This window comes from Hymenobacter sp. GOD-10R, assembly GCF_035609205.1.
GTDB lineage: Bacteria > Bacteroidota > Bacteroidia > Cytophagales > Hymenobacteraceae > Hymenobacter.
Window position 1 is genome coordinate 1,279,936 of sequence record NZ_CP141184.1, and the last position, 17,014, is coordinate 1,296,949.

The 17,014-nt window shown below is 54.9% G+C and carries 17 protein-coding genes; 8 read left to right on the forward strand and 9 right to left on the reverse strand.

Going from position 1 to position 17,014, the window contains the following annotated elements; all coding sequences use genetic code 11:
* The 5 genes from SD425_RS05310 to SD425_RS05330 form a co-directional block, all read right to left on the reverse strand.
* Window positions 1–1,446 (reverse strand): sialate O-acetylesterase, encoded by a 1,446-nt coding sequence (locus SD425_RS05310; RefSeq protein ID WP_324676163.1) that lies wholly within the window; start codon window positions 1,444–1,446, stop codon window positions 1–3.
* A gap of 115 nt (window positions 1,447–1,561) precedes the next feature.
* Window positions 1,562–3,280, reverse strand: coding sequence for a polysaccharide lyase (locus tag SD425_RS05315; protein ID WP_324676165.1), 1,719 nt, complete (start codon window positions 3,278–3,280; stop codon window positions 1,562–1,564).
* 306 nt (window positions 3,281–3,586) lie between these two features.
* Entirely contained in the window at window positions 3,587–4,471 is an 885-nt protein-coding gene (locus SD425_RS05320) for a UbiA family prenyltransferase (RefSeq protein WP_324676167.1), read from the reverse strand.
* Between the two features lie 22 nt (window positions 4,472–4,493).
* Complete coding sequence (locus tag SD425_RS05325) at window positions 4,494–5,231, reverse strand: class I SAM-dependent methyltransferase (RefSeq protein ID WP_324676169.1); 738 nt, start codon at window positions 5,229–5,231, stop codon at window positions 4,494–4,496.
* A 214-nt stretch (window positions 5,232–5,445) separates the two neighbouring features.
* Window positions 5,446–5,919: a hypothetical protein gene (locus SD425_RS05330; protein ID WP_324676171.1), complete on the reverse strand. Its 474-nt coding sequence runs from the start codon at window positions 5,917–5,919 to the stop codon at window positions 5,446–5,448.
* 308 nt (window positions 5,920–6,227) lie between these two features.
* On the opposite strand from SD425_RS05330, the gene SD425_RS05335 reads away from it, so the two are divergent.
* The 8 genes from SD425_RS05335 (at window position 6,228) to SD425_RS05370 (ending at window position 13,483) form a co-directional block, all read left to right on the forward strand.
* Entirely contained in the window at window positions 6,228–6,875 is a 648-nt protein-coding gene (locus SD425_RS05335; protein ID WP_324676173.1) for a hypothetical protein, read from the forward strand.
* Window positions 6,872–7,171, forward strand: coding sequence for a transcriptional regulator (locus SD425_RS05340; protein WP_324676175.1), 300 nt, complete (start codon window positions 6,872–6,874; stop codon window positions 7,169–7,171). Before SD425_RS05335 ends, SD425_RS05340 begins: the two co-directional genes overlap by 4 nt.
* A 51-nt stretch (window positions 7,172–7,222) precedes the next feature.
* Entirely contained in the window at window positions 7,223–8,875 is a 1,653-nt protein-coding gene (locus tag SD425_RS05345) for a DUF4173 domain-containing protein (protein WP_324676177.1), read from the forward strand.
* Window positions 8,876–8,903: 28 nt separating this feature from the next.
* Window positions 8,904–9,701 (forward strand): ferritin-like domain-containing protein, encoded by a 798-nt coding sequence (locus tag SD425_RS05350; protein ID WP_324676179.1) that lies wholly within the window; start codon window positions 8,904–8,906, stop codon window positions 9,699–9,701.
* Between the two features lies 1 nt (window position 9,702).
* The gene (locus tag SD425_RS05355) at window positions 9,703–10,116 is read left to right on the forward strand and encodes a hypothetical protein (RefSeq protein ID WP_324676181.1); all 414 of its coding nucleotides are present in this window, start codon (window positions 9,703–9,705) and stop codon (window positions 10,114–10,116) included.
* 10 nt (window positions 10,117–10,126) lie between these two features.
* The gene (locus SD425_RS05360) at window positions 10,127–10,513 is read left to right on the forward strand and encodes a hypothetical protein (protein ID WP_324676183.1); all 387 of its coding nucleotides are present in this window, start codon (window positions 10,127–10,129) and stop codon (window positions 10,511–10,513) included.
* 14 nt (window positions 10,514–10,527) lie between these two features.
* A complete protein-coding gene (locus SD425_RS05365) occupies window positions 10,528–10,959 on the forward strand; it encodes a DUF2809 domain-containing protein (RefSeq protein ID WP_324676185.1) in 432 nt (143 codons plus the stop codon).
* Between the two features lie 154 nt (window positions 10,960–11,113).
* Window positions 11,114–13,483: a transglycosylase domain-containing protein gene (locus tag SD425_RS05370; protein ID WP_324676187.1), complete on the forward strand. Its 2,370-nt coding sequence runs from the start codon at window positions 11,114–11,116 to the stop codon at window positions 13,481–13,483.
* 56 nt (window positions 13,484–13,539) lie between these two features.
* Here the strand turns inward: SD425_RS05370 and SD425_RS05375 are convergent, their stop codons facing one another.
* The 4 genes from SD425_RS05375 to SD425_RS05390 form a co-directional block, all read right to left on the reverse strand.
* The gene (locus SD425_RS05375; RefSeq protein ID WP_324676189.1) at window positions 13,540–14,772 is read right to left on the reverse strand and encodes a hypothetical protein; all 1,233 of its coding nucleotides are present in this window, start codon (window positions 14,770–14,772) and stop codon (window positions 13,540–13,542) included.
* A gap of 14 nt (window positions 14,773–14,786) precedes the next feature.
* Window positions 14,787–15,704 carry a TIGR01777 family oxidoreductase gene (locus SD425_RS05380; protein ID WP_324676191.1) on the reverse strand — a complete coding sequence of 306 codons (918 nt, stop codon included), beginning with the start codon at window positions 15,702–15,704 and terminating at the stop codon, window positions 14,787–14,789.
* Between the two features lie 160 nt (window positions 15,705–15,864).
* Complete coding sequence (gene folE / locus SD425_RS05385) at window positions 15,865–16,542, reverse strand: GTP cyclohydrolase I FolE (protein ID WP_324676193.1); 678 nt, start codon at window positions 16,540–16,542, stop codon at window positions 15,865–15,867.
* Window positions 16,535–16,942, reverse strand: coding sequence for a 6-pyruvoyl trahydropterin synthase family protein (locus tag SD425_RS05390; protein ID WP_324676195.1), 408 nt, complete (start codon window positions 16,940–16,942; stop codon window positions 16,535–16,537). Before SD425_RS05390 ends, folE begins: the two co-directional genes overlap by 8 nt.
* Window positions 16,943–17,014: the final 72 nt, after the last annotated feature.

Consider the following 17,014-nt stretch of genomic DNA (forward strand, 5'->3'; position numbering starts at 1 on the left):
CTACTTGCTCGCTTTCAATTCCACATCAGGCTTGTCGGTGCGGAAGGGGCGGGCGGGTAGGCCGGATTTCGAGAATAGGTTGGGTTGGGCAGATTCATCCCAGCCGAAGCGCACGGCCGTAGGTTGGGCCACACCAGCGGCCGTCACTATCACGCGCTGCCCTTTGATGCGGGCCTGCGCAGGCATAAAAACGCCATCGGAACCAGCTAGCATAAAGTCCGATAGGGGCTTGCCATCCTTGCTGACAAGGGGACCGCCGTTCGCGGTAAATGTGAGTGTAGCGGTATTGCCCTTCACTTCCATTTGTTGGTACACTGGGCCAGACGCGGCTAGGGTCTTGTAGCCGTAGGTATTCGTTAGGGCAAGTAGCGCCAGTCGGCGCCCGATTTCCCATTTAAAACCAGGATGAATGCCGCCTTCTGTATTCGCTAGGTCCGTCGTGACGATCATGCCGGTGCGCGGAAGCTGGAGGGCTAGCTCCTGCGCTTCTCGGAATTTCGGCAGCGTTTCTCTGGTCAACGGCACCTTCGTGTCTTTCGATTCGGAGTACTGGAAAGGAGCTAGCTGCACGTAGTAGAACGGCAGCTCTGGGTCGTGCCAAGCCCCACGCCAGCTTTGAATCAGCGTCTTCATCTTCTGGGCGTAGCTGGTAGTTTCGGCTAGAAAGCAGTTACTCTCGCCCTGGTACCACAAGAACCCCCGCAAGGTGAGCGGCACTAGCGGCCGGATCATGGGCTCGTAAAACTTGCCTGGTTCACCGTCTACTTTCTGCCCGGCAAAGCTAGGGTCGGCCTGAAAGGCTGCTTCCGAAATCCACGGCTCGATGCGACTGCCCGGCACGGCGGAGGAAATTACGCCGATGGGCACGTGCAGCTTATCATACAGCTCTTTGGCGAAGAAATAACCGGCTGCCGAAAACGACCGCAACGCCGAATCCTGAGCGATGCTCCAGCCGCGGTGCAGGGAGTCGGGCTTAGCTAGCTCCTTGCGGTTGACTAGAAAAATGCGAATAGCGGGGTTGTGGGCGTAGTTGAGTTCGTCGACAGGGTTCTGGCCCTTCACGGCAGGGCGCGTCACCTTGCTGTTCTTGCGCATGGTGTACTCCATGTTCGACTGGCCCGAACACAGCCACACTTCGCCCACCAAAATGTCGTGGAGTCGGATGGTGTTGGTGCCGCTAATCACAAGCTCAACGGGTTTGGCCGAGGCGGTTAGGGGCTGGAGCGTGACCTGCCAATTACCGGCAGCATCGGCCGTAGTGCTAGGTTTCTGCTTCGCAAACTCCACTGATACCGCTTCGCCCGGCGCTGCCGTTCCCCAGATGGTCAGGGGTTTGTTGCGCTGCAACACCATGTTATGCCCTAGCACCCGCGGCAACACGACCCTAGCTTGCGCCGGCCAAGCTAGCACGCAGAGCAATGCCCATAGCAGTACGTTCTTCCTCATTGTTTTACGTTTGCCACACTCCCGAATTAAAACTTCCCTGAAAATGAACGTGTCCTGCCGAACTAAGCAGAACACGTGCACGAAGGGTATGGTAAGTAGGTAGCTAGGTGCTAGCTTAGTTGCGGCTCAAGAAAGCACCCGAGGCCGTCGAGTTGGTGTCCTTACTCCGGTTTGATTTCTTGCTAAGCGACTTGGATGCGGAGGGCTGCACTTGCTTCAGTGGTACCACGCTGTTCAGGTAGTTCTCGATGTTGGTGTAACCCTCTTTGCCTTTCACCTGACTAGCATCACTTGGGTTTTTGGGGTCGAGGCCGTGCTTCTTCTCGTACGAATCAGGCATGCCGTCCTTGTCAGAATCTTCGTAGGGCGTGCCAGCGTAGGTCGGGTAGCCGCCTACTTGAATGGGGTCGGTGATGATACCAGTTTTGTAGGAATCGATGGGCAAACGGCGGTGCTTGAACTGCGTCGTGGGTAGCGGCACGCCTTCTTTGTAGGCAATCTTGCCCGTGCGCACTTGCTCAATTACGCGCGTATCAACAGGGTCACGCTTGGGCAGGGTCGCGCCAGCGTTTTCGAGCACGTAGTCGTAGGCCTTTTCAGTGGGGATGATGGTGATGTCGGGCATGGGCAACGGCTGGTTCGTCTTGATGTCAGCGGTGTATTTGCCGGCATTCGGCATTTCCTCCACTTGCACGCCACCGTTCCAGTTGTCTTTGGTCACAGCATCATGGCCTTCCATGATGTTGCCCGCCACGTATGCGCGGCCATATACCTGATACCCTAGCTTGCTGCGGCCCGATTCCGGCTTGAGGATGCGATACCCAATTGGCGAATCCTTCGGTGTTTGCGGGCCCGGCTTGTAGTAGTTGTTGATAATATTGTACATCGCCCGGTAGTCGCCGCCGTCGGTAGAGCGGTGCACCCAGTTGAACATGACGTTGTTGGCGAAGTTGAAAACACCGTTCCAACCAATCGACGGATTACGACCGGCGTTATCGGCCCACAGGTTGCGCATGAACGTGCAGTTCTCGCCGCCCAGCGTGCTGCCAAAGGCATGGTTCCAAGTATCGAGGGCCTCCGAGAAAATGGAGTTTTGAATCGTGATGTTCACCGTACCTAGCTTCTGTTCGGCAATGCCAGTGCTATCGTTGTACATGTGGCGGTACATCGACATGTTCTCATCGAGGCCCCAGCTCGCCGACACGTGGTCGATGATGATGTTGCCCACGGGGTTGCCGCCAATGGAGTCGTCGCGGCGCCCCACGTTGGTTTCACCCCGGCGGAAGCGCATGTAGCGGATCACCACGTCGTGGGTATTAATCCAGACCGACTCGCCCGCCACGCAAATGCCGTCACCGGGGGCGGTTTGACCAGCAATAGTAATGTAAGGAGCCCGGATAATCAGAGGGCTTTTCAGGCGGATAATACCGGCCACGTTGAACACAATCGTGCGGGCGCCACCCTGTTCGCAGGCTTCACGCAACGTGCCGGGGCCACGGTCTTCGAGGCTCGTCACCACGTATACCTTTCCACCCCGACCGCCGAAGGAATGTGCGCCACCACCTTCTGCGCCCGGAAATGCCAAGAGTGGCGACTGGGGCAAATCAATGGGGCGAGCAGCCCACGGAATGTAGGGCTTACCTTCGCGCGCCTCCTTTTTGATGATCGGATACGCCTTCTGCCAAGCAATATTAGACTGACGTAACTCCTCCTTCATCATGTCATTGGACGCCTTCTGAACATCCGGCGGGATCTGAGGATACTGCGCCAGTGCTACCGAAGGCGCTGCTAATGAAGCTGCTGAAATGAAAAGTGAGGCGGCGTATTTTTTCATGAACAGGATGGGTTTTTTACTGCGGCTAAGTAACACCACAATAAGGCCCAATACCTCTATCATTTTTTCGACCCTGTGTAGGATATTATCATTCCTGCGTATTCAGAGGCCGAGGTCACGCTAAATGTCTACCAAAAGGTCTTTTAGCCCTCCTAAGAATGCAGCGCGAAGCTCCTGCTCCGCGTATCGTTAAACGACGTGCGCCTGCCGGTCGGACGCCTGCACGAGTTAAGCCCACGAGCATTGTTCTTGCAGCAACCGGTCGGACGCCCTAGGTGTCCGACCGGCAGGCGCATGTTAAACAACCTAGTACAGGTGCTGCCACACTAGCATCGTGATAAAAGCCGCACTCAGGCACAAGGACGAAACCTGGTTCATGCGCATGGTGTGCTCGAAGTTAGCGGCAGCGGGGTTGCGCCATACTTGCCAAGCCCAGTTATTGAATAAGGCCACGACCGGCACAGTGGCTATCAGGAAGATGATAAGATTGCGCAATTCTTGGCGCTGCCAGTACGTGAAAGCCAGCACCATTGCACCTAGCAGCAAGCCAATGGCGGCAAATACAAACGTGCCGCGAATACCTAGCAACAGGCTCAAGGTTTGGTCGCCGCGCTGCCGATCTTCGGTGTGCTGGTACACTTGCGTGAGCGGGTAAGAGCCGCACAGAAACAGCGTGCTTACTAAGGCCAGGAGTAAATTGGTCGGCTGCGTCATTTGCGCATAAGCCGCACCCACCCCAACCTGCGTCATCAGAAACGTGAAAGCGCCCTGAAACACCACCACCACTAGCGTACTAACCAAAGGATACTTCTTGAGCCGAATACCTTCGTAGCTGTAGGCTTTAGAAATAGCTAGGTACACGGCCACCATAACAGCGAATGGCCAGCTCAGCAGCATGGCACCTAGCACGGCCAAAGCATCGAACAACCACACCAAATGAATGAGCTCTTCTGAAACTTTCGGCGGCTGCTTTAATCCACCAATACTGCCCTCGTCGCGGTCATAGTAAGAGTTGTAGCCGTTGGAAGCTGGATAGGCTAGCACGTGCAGCACGATAAACACGCCGACGGCTCGCAAGCCATCAATCGGTCCGCGTAAGGCGCTGAGCCCAAACCAGAACACAGGCATCAGGTAAACCGAGAATGGGATGCGTAGGAGCGGTAGCGCGCGACGGTAGGCAGCAAAGGACATGAGCGAAAGTACAAGGTCCTATCTACTTTGCGGTGCCCGTCTGCTTGGGCCAGCCCACCAAATACGTTACCTGCGAGCCAGACCAATGCCGCGCTTTGCCTGCTTGCCACTCGAAGCTCCCACCGGGGTCGGCGCGATGAGCCAGGGCTAGGAGCTGCTCGGGTGGGTACATGCGTAAAATTGACACGGTGCCATCCCAGATGGTGCAGAGTGGCACCAGCGGAACGATGTAGGTGAAGAAGAGCCGGCTGAGCCGGAAAGGGGGCATAAAAGGGGTAGCCAGCAACTGAAGCACCGGCAAAACTGTCCAGGCTAGCAGGAGTTCGTGCCAATGCTTACCGGCTCCCTCAAACACTCCAATACCCGAGCGCTGCCGAACAGCGTCGGCAAGCATGGCTTCAGCGGCGGGCGGCGCAAAATGATGAAAGGCTGAGAAAATGGTTCGAAACCCCGTGAGGTGTGGCGGCACGGCTAGGGCATCGACGGGCGCAGTTTCGTAGGCAATACCCGTGTCAGCCTGAGCTGCTAACTGCTGCCAGGCGTCGGGCTGTGGGTACAGATCCGTTAGCACCGTGCGTACGTCGTGCAAGTCGGGAGCCGTGCGCAAAGCCCGCGAAACACCTTCGGTGCCCCCGCCGGCTCCCGCACCTAGCTCCACAATTTGCCGTTGGCTAGTAGCGCGTAGTGCCTCTTGCAGCAGCGGTACAATGGAGCTATAGATGCGCAGATGACTGATCATGAAGCGCAAATAGTCCATCATACCCGCGCGTATTGTGCTGGGGAACCAGGGTAAATCCTCAAATTCGAAGAGATGGAGACGAAGTTTCACCCTCGAAAGTACGAGAGATGCCCTTGCTAGGTCTAAGATGCCAGTGCACCAGAAAGCCACTGACCTAGTTGCGCTGCCTGGCTTTGGCAAAAACGGTGGCCTGCCTACAACCTAGCTAAGCTGCAAGCAGGCCGCCGACAAAAGGCTATTTGAAGAAATGAGCGCGCTGCTCTTCAGTCAGCGTGAAGTAATCAACGTTTGGTGGGCCCACCGGCAGGGGCAGTACGATGCGGTACAAATACGTGATGGTGACAATGGCCGAGAGCAAATAGGGGAAGGTCAGCTCCATCACGCCATCCAAGGTGCCTAGGGGAAAGAAGCACAGCAGCAGGATGTTTGCCATAAAGTAGAATAACACGCTACCCGACAGCATTACCAGGTATTGTACCCGGCGACATTCGACGCAGTTGATAGCCGAGAAAAATGGAATCCACAGCGGCAAAACAAACAAGGATAGGACAGCGGCGACACACCCACTTACCAGGGCGATAATAACATCGTCGAGCCGACCTAAAGAAAACTTAATAGCTAAAATAAGAGTGCCACCTAGGTTACTGAGTACCCAAAGTGAGAGGGTGTGTTTTAGTGAATCGCGGGTGATTTCATAACGCTTTGCCATAGGGGAGGGCAAAATTGAAGTGAGAGATAAAACACGGCTTTGCAGGTAAGTAATGAGATATAAATAAGGTAGCTGACCAGCGGAGGATAGCTTCGCGCTAGTCAGACATACATACGGGAGTAGCCGACGAAACGGTTTTCCTGCTAGATAAAATATTTTGCATTTATAATAATTGCTTATTGCTGCCGCAACAGAAAGCACTTAGTACGACACTATTGCCGGGAATAAGCAGAAATAAATTTGCTGAGACCAGTTGCAAAAGCGATAAAATAGAATCAGCTTTGTACCACAAAGTGCTTTTTAAATATATGAAGCCTGCCACCGATCCACTTGCCCAGCTCACAGAGATTCGCGCCATCATGGAGCGCTCTTCCCGGTTTATTTCGCTCAGCGGCCTGTCGGGGGTAGGAGCGGGGGTAGTTGCCTTGGTAGGCGCTGGTATTGGACATTTGTACTTGCGCGAGCAATATGGTGAGCAAGGTTTTTACCGTCTCCTAAACAGCGACCAAGGCCAACGCATGGTGGCTTTGCCGTTTCTGCTGGGGCTTGCTACGGCCATCATTCTGTTTGCGCTCGTGGTGGCGTTCTACTTCACCCAGCGCAGAGCGAAGCAAGACGGCGCTGTGCTGTGGAGCAGCCTAGGTCGGCGCTTAGTGTTGAGCTTAGCCATCCCGCTGGTGGCGGGTGGTTTGTTTTGCCTACAGCTCTACTTGAAGTCAGCGCTGGGCATGGTGGTACCGGGTATGCTGCTGTTCTACGGAGTGGCTTTGCTCAATGCCAGCAAGTACACGCTCGACGAAATTCGGCTGCTTGGGCTCACCGAAATTGCCCTAGGTTTGGTGGCAACGTTGCTGCCCGGCTTCGGATTGGCGTTCTTTGCCCTCGGCTTTGGCCTGTGCCACATCGGTTACGGCCTGCTCATGTACAATCGTTACGAACGCATCGCTCAATCGTGAAGCACCTCATTCATACGCTCAATAAGGCGTTCGACCACCGCGTACGGTTGGGCGTTATGGCGGTGCTGATGGCTAACGATACCGTGAGCTTCAACGACTTGAAAGACGCCCTCGACCTGACAGACGGCAACCTAGCTAGCCACGTGGCGGCGCTGGAAAAAGCTGGCTATGTCACCGTCAGCAAACAGTTTGTGGGCAAAAAGCCCAACACCACCTACACCGCCAGCACGGAAGGTAAACAAGCCTTCCAAGAGCACCTGAATGCCCTTGAAAAATTGCTGAAAGGAGAAAGCTGATCTTTTTTTTGCTTCTAAACTTTGAAATACAAAGTACTTTAAAATAATTCTATGCGCTTTCCACTTACTTCTTTGCAAAAACTGTTGCTGCCTCTCGGCGCAGTGCTGTTTGACTTTCTATTCTGGCAGGAGCAGACAGGCCTCAACTTGCTGCTATACACCCTTTTTGTGGTAGTGGCAGTGGTGGCTACGTTGCCGCGCCATGCACCTGTGTGGCGCTCCGGCTACTTCCAGATGGCGCTCGTGGGTACGCTGCTTAGTGCCGGGTTGGTAGCGCTCTACGGCTCCTTTGTGGCGAAGCTAGCCTGCGTGGCATCGCTGACGATGATGCTGGGCTACGTCAACCAACCGGATGTGAAGCTGGTAGCTTATGCACTATTCACGGCGCTGGGGAACCTAGGCCGTGCTGTACCAGCCGTAATCAACCAGCTGGAGCCACCGCAATCTACTAACCTGTGGATGAGGCGAGTACGGTTTTATGCACGGCTGTTTTTGATTCCTGTGGGGCTGTTGGTGCTGTTTCACGTGCTGTTTAGCCTCGCCAACCCGCGTTACGATGCCCTGACCGCTAGCTTCCTCGCCATGGTAGGCGACTGGTTTGCCTGGGTGTTCGAGCAGCTTTCCGTACCGCACGTGTTGTTTTTTCTGCTTGGCCTGGGCCTCACCACAAGTGTGCTCATCATCGTGCCTATCCATTTCTTCGCCGATCATGAGTCGCGCTTCGGCGAGTTTGTGCGGCGGCAGCGCAATCGGGTGGCATCCTTCGCTGTGCGTCAGCCCGATTTCAACGCCAAGCGTTTCCACCTGCTCGATCTGCGCAAAGAGTACCTAGCTGCCTTGGCCGTGTTTGGGCTGGTAAATGTGCTGCTGCTTGTTGAGAACCTCGTTGACATCAATTGGATCTGGTTTGGCTTTGAGCCGGAGGCTGGGTTCAACCTGACGCAGTTTGTGCATGAGGGCACGTACGTGCTCATCCTGAGCATTCTGGTGGCGATGGGCATCGTGCTGTGGTTCTTTCGGCGCAACCTCAACTTCTACGCGCCGGGTTTACGTTGGCTGCGCCTCGGGGCTACGGTGTGGGTGGTGCAGAATGCGGTATTAGCTGTGTCGGTTGGGCTGCGTAACTATTACTACATCCTGCACATGGGCCTGGCTTACAAGCGCATCGGGGTGTATGGCTTTCTGCTGCTGACGTTGTTTGGGCTAGGTACTATTCTGCTTAAAATCTGGCAGCGTCGTTCGGCTTATTCCTTGGTGCGCCTCAATGCGTTGGCCACCTACGCGGTGCTCCTGCTCCTAGCCGGTGGCAACTGGGAAACCTGGATAGCTCGCTATAATCTGCAGACGCGCTTTAGCACGTTAGACCTAGGTTTCCTGCTGAACATGCCCGGCCGGATGCTGCCCGAACTCGTGGAGAAGCGGGCTGTGCTGGCCCAGATTCCCAACCTGCGGCGGGAAAACGCCAGCGGAACCGTTGATTCCGTGAGTGCCCAACAGGCTCAGCAACTATTGGATCAGCGGGTGGCCAACTGGCTACACGACTACCGCGCTGAGCATACCTGGAAAAGCTGGATCTACGCCGATGCCCAAGCCTACGATGTGCTGCGCCGTCACGACCTAGCCACGAAGCCGCGAACCTCTAGCCGGACTGCCCACGCTCAGCTAGTGCTGCCAACCGCTATGGCGGAGAGCTTGCCCAAATAGGTCTGACGTTCTTTAACTAACTGACTCCATGACTTTCCAAGACTGGGCTGCGTACTTCCGCGCCAACCAAAACCATCTCGACGACCTAGGGTGGGACGATTCTTACGAACTCACCGACCGCGAAAAGCGCGCTGTTCGCCGCTCTATTCAGCACTTCCAAAAGGGGGAAAGCTCCGAAGGAAAGCATTTTCGCCAGCAAGCGCAGCAGCTAGCCGATGCCAGCTACGCCTCGACCCTCGATTTGTTCCTGCAAGAGGAGCATGACCACGCCGCCGTGTTGGGCACCTACCTAGACCGGGAAAACATACCGCGTCTGCAAGCACATGGGCTTGATCGGGTTTTCCAGTGGCTACGGCGGCAAATCAACCTAGAAAACACGGTGCGCGTGATTCTCACGGCCGAACTCATTGCCTCAGTGTACTACCGCGCCTTATTCCAGGCTACGTACGCGGGCTTGCTCCAACAGATTTGTCTGCGCATCCTAGCCGATGAGGAGATGCACCTCAACTTTCAATGCTTCACACTCCACCAGATAACTCAAGGGCGCAGCCGGTTTCGAAATTGGCTGGTGCGGAAAGCTTACGGCGGGCTATTGGCCGGCACCATCGTGGTGGTGTGGGTGAGCTACTTCCGCACGATGCGGGCGGGCGGCTACGGCTTCTTCACCTTCGCCAACGCAGTATGGAGCAAATGGCTTTGGGCCGAGACCATGCAGCGGCAAGTGGAACGCATCACCATCCGGGGCCAGCAACCCATCGTGCTGGCGGAGCAACCTAGGGCTAGCTGGAGTGCCAGCCAACGCGTGCAACCTAGCTGGGCCCAGTGAGATGGCGCTGTTTTCTTCCTTGTCAAAGAGCAAGCAGGCCCAAGCGCCGCTGCCTGGCCTGAGCCTAGGTGTGCTCGTCGGCAACATAGCTTTGCTGTGGGTATGGGCACAGATTCCTGTTTGGTACCGCTCCGGTAGCGCCGACCTCGATGCCTACGCCACTTTCTGGGATGCTTGGCTAGGGGCAGCGGCCATCAGCGCCATGTTACTGCTGACCAATGCGGCTGTACTGTACTGGGCTACGCTGCCATTGGCTTTGCCGCACTTAGAAGAAGCTGGCCCTGTCGATAAAGCCCAGTTTTGGAAACACCACTTTGTTTTCTGGCTGTGCGTGTCCTTTCATTTGGTTTGCCTAGCATTTGCCGGTTGGCTCGCCCTAACCATTCTAACCAAAGGCTGGCACTGGCCTTTTTGACGTTGCTGCCATGAAAACGACGATAACCGAAGCGTCCGTACCCGTTTCCACTCAGTTAAGCCGGTTTCTGCAACGAGTGCTGCGCCTGACCCCTGTTGCATTCTGGTGGCTAGTCGCCGCGCTGGTATTCGCCGTAGCGAACCTTATATTAAAGAAGGAAGTCTGGCCGAATACGCCACATGCTGAGCACTTTTTCGCTGGAGCTGCTTTGGCTAGCCTAGCTTCCTTGGCCTGGATGGCCGCGAACCTAGCTTGGCGCGTAGCCAACACCATCAGCTGCGAGCCGTGGAATACCACGTGGCGGTTGGCCGCAATCCTAGGTTTTATGGGAGCTACTGGGGCTACGGCCGCTGCTGCGGTAGGTATTGGCGTGCTAGTAAGCGAAGCATTATTTTGATACCCCAGCAAAAAATGGAAGAACAGGTCATGCGTAATGTCAGGGCGCTCCCCGAAAGAAAATACTACCTTCTTCCAATCATTCTCACTACGCTGCTTGGCCTAGCTTCCCGGAAATACGGCGCCTTCTTGCCCACCTTCATCAGCACCTACGCCGGCGACACCCTGTGGGCGACGCTCGTGTTTTGGCTGATCAGGGTTGTATTCATCAAGAAACCTAGCCGCTGGGTAGCCAACAGGGCGCTTGTTTTCGCGTTTAGCATCGAAATTAGCCAGCTTTATCATGCTCCCTGGCTCGACTGGCGGCGCAACACAACGCTTGGTAGCTTGGTGCTTGGGCATGGCTTTCTGTGGAGCGACCTAGCGTGTTATAGCGTGGGAGTAGCGCTCGGTTTTGGGATAGAGAAAGAGTTGCAGGTTAGGCTTGGCAGAACTCTATTGCGTTAGTTGGAGTAACGGAAACTGTTCGTTAGGTCTTTGCAGTTTAGGGGGACTATTTGCGTAAGCTAGCTCCGGAAAAGTCGCGACCCGCAGCTAACTGATATATTTGCCCCTCCGTTAACGGAGCTTATGGCTCTGGCTGGCTCCCAACACGTTCTGCATGTCTGCTCCCAATACCTTGAAAACAGATGAAACGCCCAAACGGCGTTGGCCTAATAGACTTTCGCGCGCTGTCTGGGCCGCGTTTGTGATAGGGGCCGGCTTGTTTCTGCTATATCCTATTCTGGTAAGCACCAACTTCTTGTTCCTGTTCGGCAAGTCGCCGAGCTTGGAGGAGTTGGAGAACCCGAAAGTCGAGCAGCCTTCCGAGCTGTACACCTCTGATAATGTGCTGATTGGTACCTACTTCCGGGAGAACCGCTCGCCAGTGCCGTACAACCAAATTTCGCCGCTCCTGATTAAGGCGCTCATTGCAACCGAAGATATCCGCTACTACAAGCATTCGGGTATCGATCCACAAGCAATTCTGGGCTCCGTATACGCCGTTTTGCAGGGCGACAAGCGGGGCGGCAGTACCATTACGCAGCAGCTAGCTAAAAACCTCTACAAAACCCGCCGCGGCGAGACACGTGGCGCCCTAGGTCATATTCCGGTTGTGAGCACCCTCATCAGCAAAACCAAAGAATGGTTGACGGCTGTCGAACTGGAGCGGCGCTACACCAAGGAGGAAATCCTGCGGATGTACCTCAACACCGTTGAGTATGGTTCCGAGGCCTTCGGTATTAAAGTAGCTGCCAAAACATTTTTTAACACCTCGCCCGACAGCCTCAAGCCCGAGGAAGCGGCCATGCTGGTGGGCGTGTTGAACAACCCCACAGCGTACAATCCCAAGTTTCACCCCGAAAGCGCCCTGAAGCGTCGCAACGTGGTGCTGGAACGCATGGGGCAAGCTAGGTTCCTAAGAGCGGGAGCCGTCGACTCGTTGCAGAAGCTGCCCATTGCCCTAGATTATAAAGTAGTAAAGCACATCGACGGTCCTGACACGTACTTCCGTGGGGCGGTAGGACAGTTTGTAAACGACTGGTGCGAGCGGAATGGGTACGATATGTACCGCGACGGTCTGCGCATCTACACTACCATCGACTCGCGCATGCAGGAGCACGCCGAAGAAGCCTTGCAGAAGCGCATGAAGGCGTTGCAACAGCAGTTTGACCGGTTCTGGCGCAACCGCGGTGGCAACCCTTGGGTAGACGATGACGGCCACGAGATTCCCAACTTCATCGAAACCCAAATCAAGCGCACTGAGCTCTACAAAGAGCTAGCTGACCGCTATAAAGGGCAGCCCGCCCGCCTCGATTCGGTCCTGCATGCTAAGCATCCCATTAAGGTGTTCACTTGGAAAGGCGACGGCGATACAACGCTGGTGATGTCACCCCTCGATTCGTTGGCTTACTACAAGCACTTCTTGCACGCAGGCATGATGACCATGGACCCCTTCACGGGGCAGGTAAAAGCGTGGGTAGGGGGGATCAACTTCCGCTTTTTCAAGTACGACCACGTCAAGCAAGGCAAGCGGCAGCCCGGTTCTACCTTCAAGCCGTTCGTGTACCTCACCGCCCTTGACAATGGCTACTCGCCCTGCGACCGAATTCGGGATGAGCGCGTGACTATCAAGTACATCGAGAACGGCAAAGACATGGAGTGGCAGCCTAAGAACGTAACGCGTTCTTACACCGGCACCAACATGACCTTGCGCCACGCCATGGCCCGCTCCGTCAACTCCGTCACGGCCCAATTAACCGAGAAAGTAGGCTGGGACAACGTGGCCCAATACGCGCATAAAGTTGGTATTCAGAGCAAACTGCTCGATGTGCCGAGCATTGGCCTAGGTTCGGCCGGCGACGTGAGCGTGTACGAAATGGTAGATGCCTATAGCACCTTCGTCAACGGTGGTTTCCGCAGCGAACCGCAGTTCATTACCCGCATCGAAGACCGCAACGGCAACGTTATCAAGCAGTTTGACCCCCGCCAGAAGCGTGCTATTTCGCCCGAAACGGCGTGGCTCATGCTCTACATGTTGCGCGGCGGTATGGACGAGCCTGGCGGTACCTCGCAAGCGCTGTGGGAGTACGACCTTTGGAAGAACAACAACCAGATTGGGGGCAAAACCGGCACCACTTCCAACTATTCCGACGGTTGGTACATGGGCGTCAGCAAAGACCTAGTAACCGGCGTGTGGGTTGGAGGCGAAGATCGGAGCATTCACTTTACCAACTCGCAACAGGGGGAAGGTGGCCGGATGGCGTTGCCCATCTACGGCACCTATATGGAGAAGCTCTACCAAGACAAGTCGCTCGATATTACTATGGGTCCCTTCCCGAAACCATCGGTCAAAATCACGAAGAAGTATAACTGCGTGTCGCCTGCCGAGCCGCGTCAGCGCCGTAGCGAAGCTGTCGACTCTATTGTGACAGACAACTTGCTGGAGCGGATTAATAGCGGCGCTATTGCGGTGCCGGACAGTATATAAGGTTTGCTCATAAAGCAAAGTGCGGCCTAGATCGCGCTTTGCTTGCGAAATAACTCCTACATGTCCGAAGAGCTAGGTTTGCGGGAAAGCAAAAGCAGGATGATAAGTGCCCCTATTGCTAATACCGCTGAAAGTACCTGAAAGCGGAACCGCCAGTTGTTGGAGCTAGATAGGGATAGGGCCCGATTCACTTCCAACGAGTTACTCCACGCAATAAAGGCATCGGCTATAGGTAACACGCCGAAAATGTATTGTTTCTGCCCTCCACTCCGCAGAGGGATGCCGAAAGCTTCCACGCTATTGCGCAGACCAAGAGCCGTGACCGTGTCACCGTAGAGCTGCATGGTACGTCGCCCTACAATGGAAGCTTTCGGCATCCCTCTGCGGAGTACAGGACCAGAGTCAATATCTTCTGCTGCTACATGATCCTGGGCCGACTCTCGCAAACCCGGTAAGCCGAACCTAGAGGTAAGAAAATGGGATCTGTAGATCTTGAAATGATGACGAGCGTAGGTTGAGTCAATCTCAAATAGAAAATTCAGAAGCTGACTTTGTGAGGAACCCCGTGCGGCTTCTATCGTCTTACCTGTTAAAGCATCAGTTTGATGCGGAATCATTCCTAGCGTATCAAGATGGGTTCGGACGTTCGCTAACCAATCATGAGTAGCACGTTGATAGCGAGGTGCAAACATTCTGTCGTGCCAGGCCAAAGCTGCTACACACATCACTCCATCCGCCGGCCAAGCGGCGCCAGCGTACGATTCAAGGTAAGGTGTTGGGCTTTTAGCCAAGGCCTTGGCTATCTGAGCGCAGTGCTGCTCAAACAACAATACATCAAGAGGCGCCCGCTGCTTTGGTGTTTGAGCTGCCAGATGCCGCCCTAGCAGGTAGGTAAACCAGCCTTGATAATAAGCACCATATGGCAAAGGCAAATCCTCGTCGAATGGCATGCGGCCCTGTGGCGAGTTGATGGCTTTGATAGCCCAAGCCGACTCGCTAAGTGCTTCTTGGTGCAAAGGTGTTGTCGGTGCAACCCCGCTGGCCAATTCTATCCAAGTCAGACCGTAGAGGACATTGGCATACACAAATCCTTCTGGGTATACCTCCTGCATGTCCGCAGCAGCACCTTGGTGCAAGCGTTCTTTCAAGAAGTATAGTTGTTGAACTAACTCTTGGTTGAGCGGCCGGCCTACTACTTCTGTAATTCGGGGTTGGTAGTATAGCTTACAATTGAGGTAGAGTAGCCCAATGAGTGCCCCAACCAACATCACGCGTAAGAATACCCTCATAGTCCGGCACCTACCTACTCTTCTTGCCCGTAAAAGGACTCTAGTGCTGGTTGTAAGTCAGGATATTCAAACTTGAAGCCTTGGTGTAGTACCTTTTCGGCACTCACCCGCTGACTATACAGCACAATTTCACTCATCTCACCCATCATGAGTTTCAAGCCAAAAGCCGGAACCTTGGGCAAGACGAGAGGGCGATGCATCACGTTGGCCAGCGTCTCTGTGAACTCCTGATTGGTGACGGGGCCAGGAGCCACGGCGTTATAAATGCCATGCCACTGCGGTTCCTCTAAGGCTTGAATGAAGAGACGGCAGACATCATCTAGGTGAATCCAGGACATGTATTGCTTGCCCGAGCCGAGTACTACCCCGGCCCCTAGCTTCATCGGGCGCGCTAGCTGCGGCAAGGCGCCTCCTTCAGGGCTCAGCACAATACCTAGGCGCATAACTACCGTGCGAATACCTAGGTCATGCACTTTCATGCCCGCTAGCTCCCACTTATAAGAAACGTCCGCCAGAAAGTCCTCCGAGGGAGCAGGCGCTGTTTCCTCGTCTAAGAGTCGGTCGCCACTATCCCCGTAAATACCAATAGCCGAAGCCGAGAGAAATGCTTGGACGTGGTGGTTATTCTTGGCTAGCTCCCGAAAAAGTAAATTGGTGCCACCCAAGCGGCTGTCCATAATGTCACGCTTGCGCTCGGTGGTCCATTTTCCTTCCGATACGCTTGCCCCAGCTAGGTTAATGAGATAATCGGCGTAAGGAATAGCTGCTTCGTCGATTGTGCCGCGGCTAGGATCCCAGCGGAAGCTCCGGTAGCGCCCCGTATTCGCTTGACGACTCAGTAGGGCTACGTCGTAGCCTGCATCAATGAGCATGTCGGCCAAGCGGGAGCCAATAAGGCCCGTACCCCCCGTAATAAGAACTTTGCGCGTCATTCTTTTCTAAGCCAGTGGGTTATTGTGCTGTTCTGATGAGTAGCTAGCTGTTCTACGGAATAGCTTGCGGAAAAGTGAACCGTGACGCAAACTAACACAAGACAGCAATCTGCCAACTACGCAATGCACTCAACCTAAAAACTGGCGGTCGATCGGCAGACTACTTACCAATCATGCGCAGGAATTCACTACGCAGTGCGTCGCTCTTGCCAAAAGCGCCGCCGTATTCGGCCGTAAGTGTACTGCTGCTGGTGTCGTTTACGCCGCGGCTCATCACGCACAGGTGGTCAGCTTCAATGAGTACTGCTACGTCGTCGGTACCTAGGGCTTGCTTAAGCTCTTCCGCAATTTGGCGGGTCAGACGCTCTTGCACCTGCGGCCGCCGCGCGTAATACTGCACCACACGGTTTAGCTTCGAGAGACCAACCACATGCTCGCCAGGTAGATAGGCCACGTGCGCTTTGCCAATAATGGGCACAAAGTGGTGCTCGCAGCAAGAAAACAACGTGATGTCGCGCTCCACCAACATCTGCTGGTACTGATACCGGTTGGCAAAAAGCCGCACGTCAGGCCGATGAGCTGGGTCTAGCCCCTTGAACCACTCGTGCACAAACATTTTTGCCACGCGCCGGGGCGTGCCACTCAAGCTGTCGTCGTTGAGGTCGAGGCCCAACAAGTTCATGATTTCGCGAAAGTGCTCGGCGATGCCAGCAATCTTTTCTTCTTCGCTCAAGGCAAATGCATCAGCACGAAGTGGCGTGCGTAAGTCGGGAGCAAGGTGAGCGTCAACTGGGACAGCAGAGCCGTCCGTAGCCGCCGTGGGCACGGATTTATCCATGGTATTCTACAGAGTTACGGTCGGTTTCGTACAGCGTGACCGATAAGGCGAGGTGCGGAGCTAGGTGTGGCCGCAACCGCTGCCAAATCACGATAGCAATATTTTCGGCCGTAGGGTTGAGGGCACGGAATTCTTCCGTGTCAAGGTTCAAATTTCGGTGGTCAAAGGTATCCAGAATCTCGCGCTTCACCAGCTTGCTCAGATTCTTCATGTCGTAGACGTAGCCCGTGTCCGGATCGATTGGGCCCGTCAGGCGAACAGTCAGTTCATAATTATGACCGTGGTAATTGGGGTTGTTGCACTTGCCAAATACCTGCTGGTTTTGCTCTGCGCTCCAAGCGGGATTGTGTAGACGGTGCGCAGCGTTAAAATGCTCGGTGCGACAAACAGTGACTTGCATAGTCGTTTCTGAACCAATAGATAGCTCTTTTGTTCGAGCGGCCTGCAAGTTACGGTCAATTTCAGCTCTTAG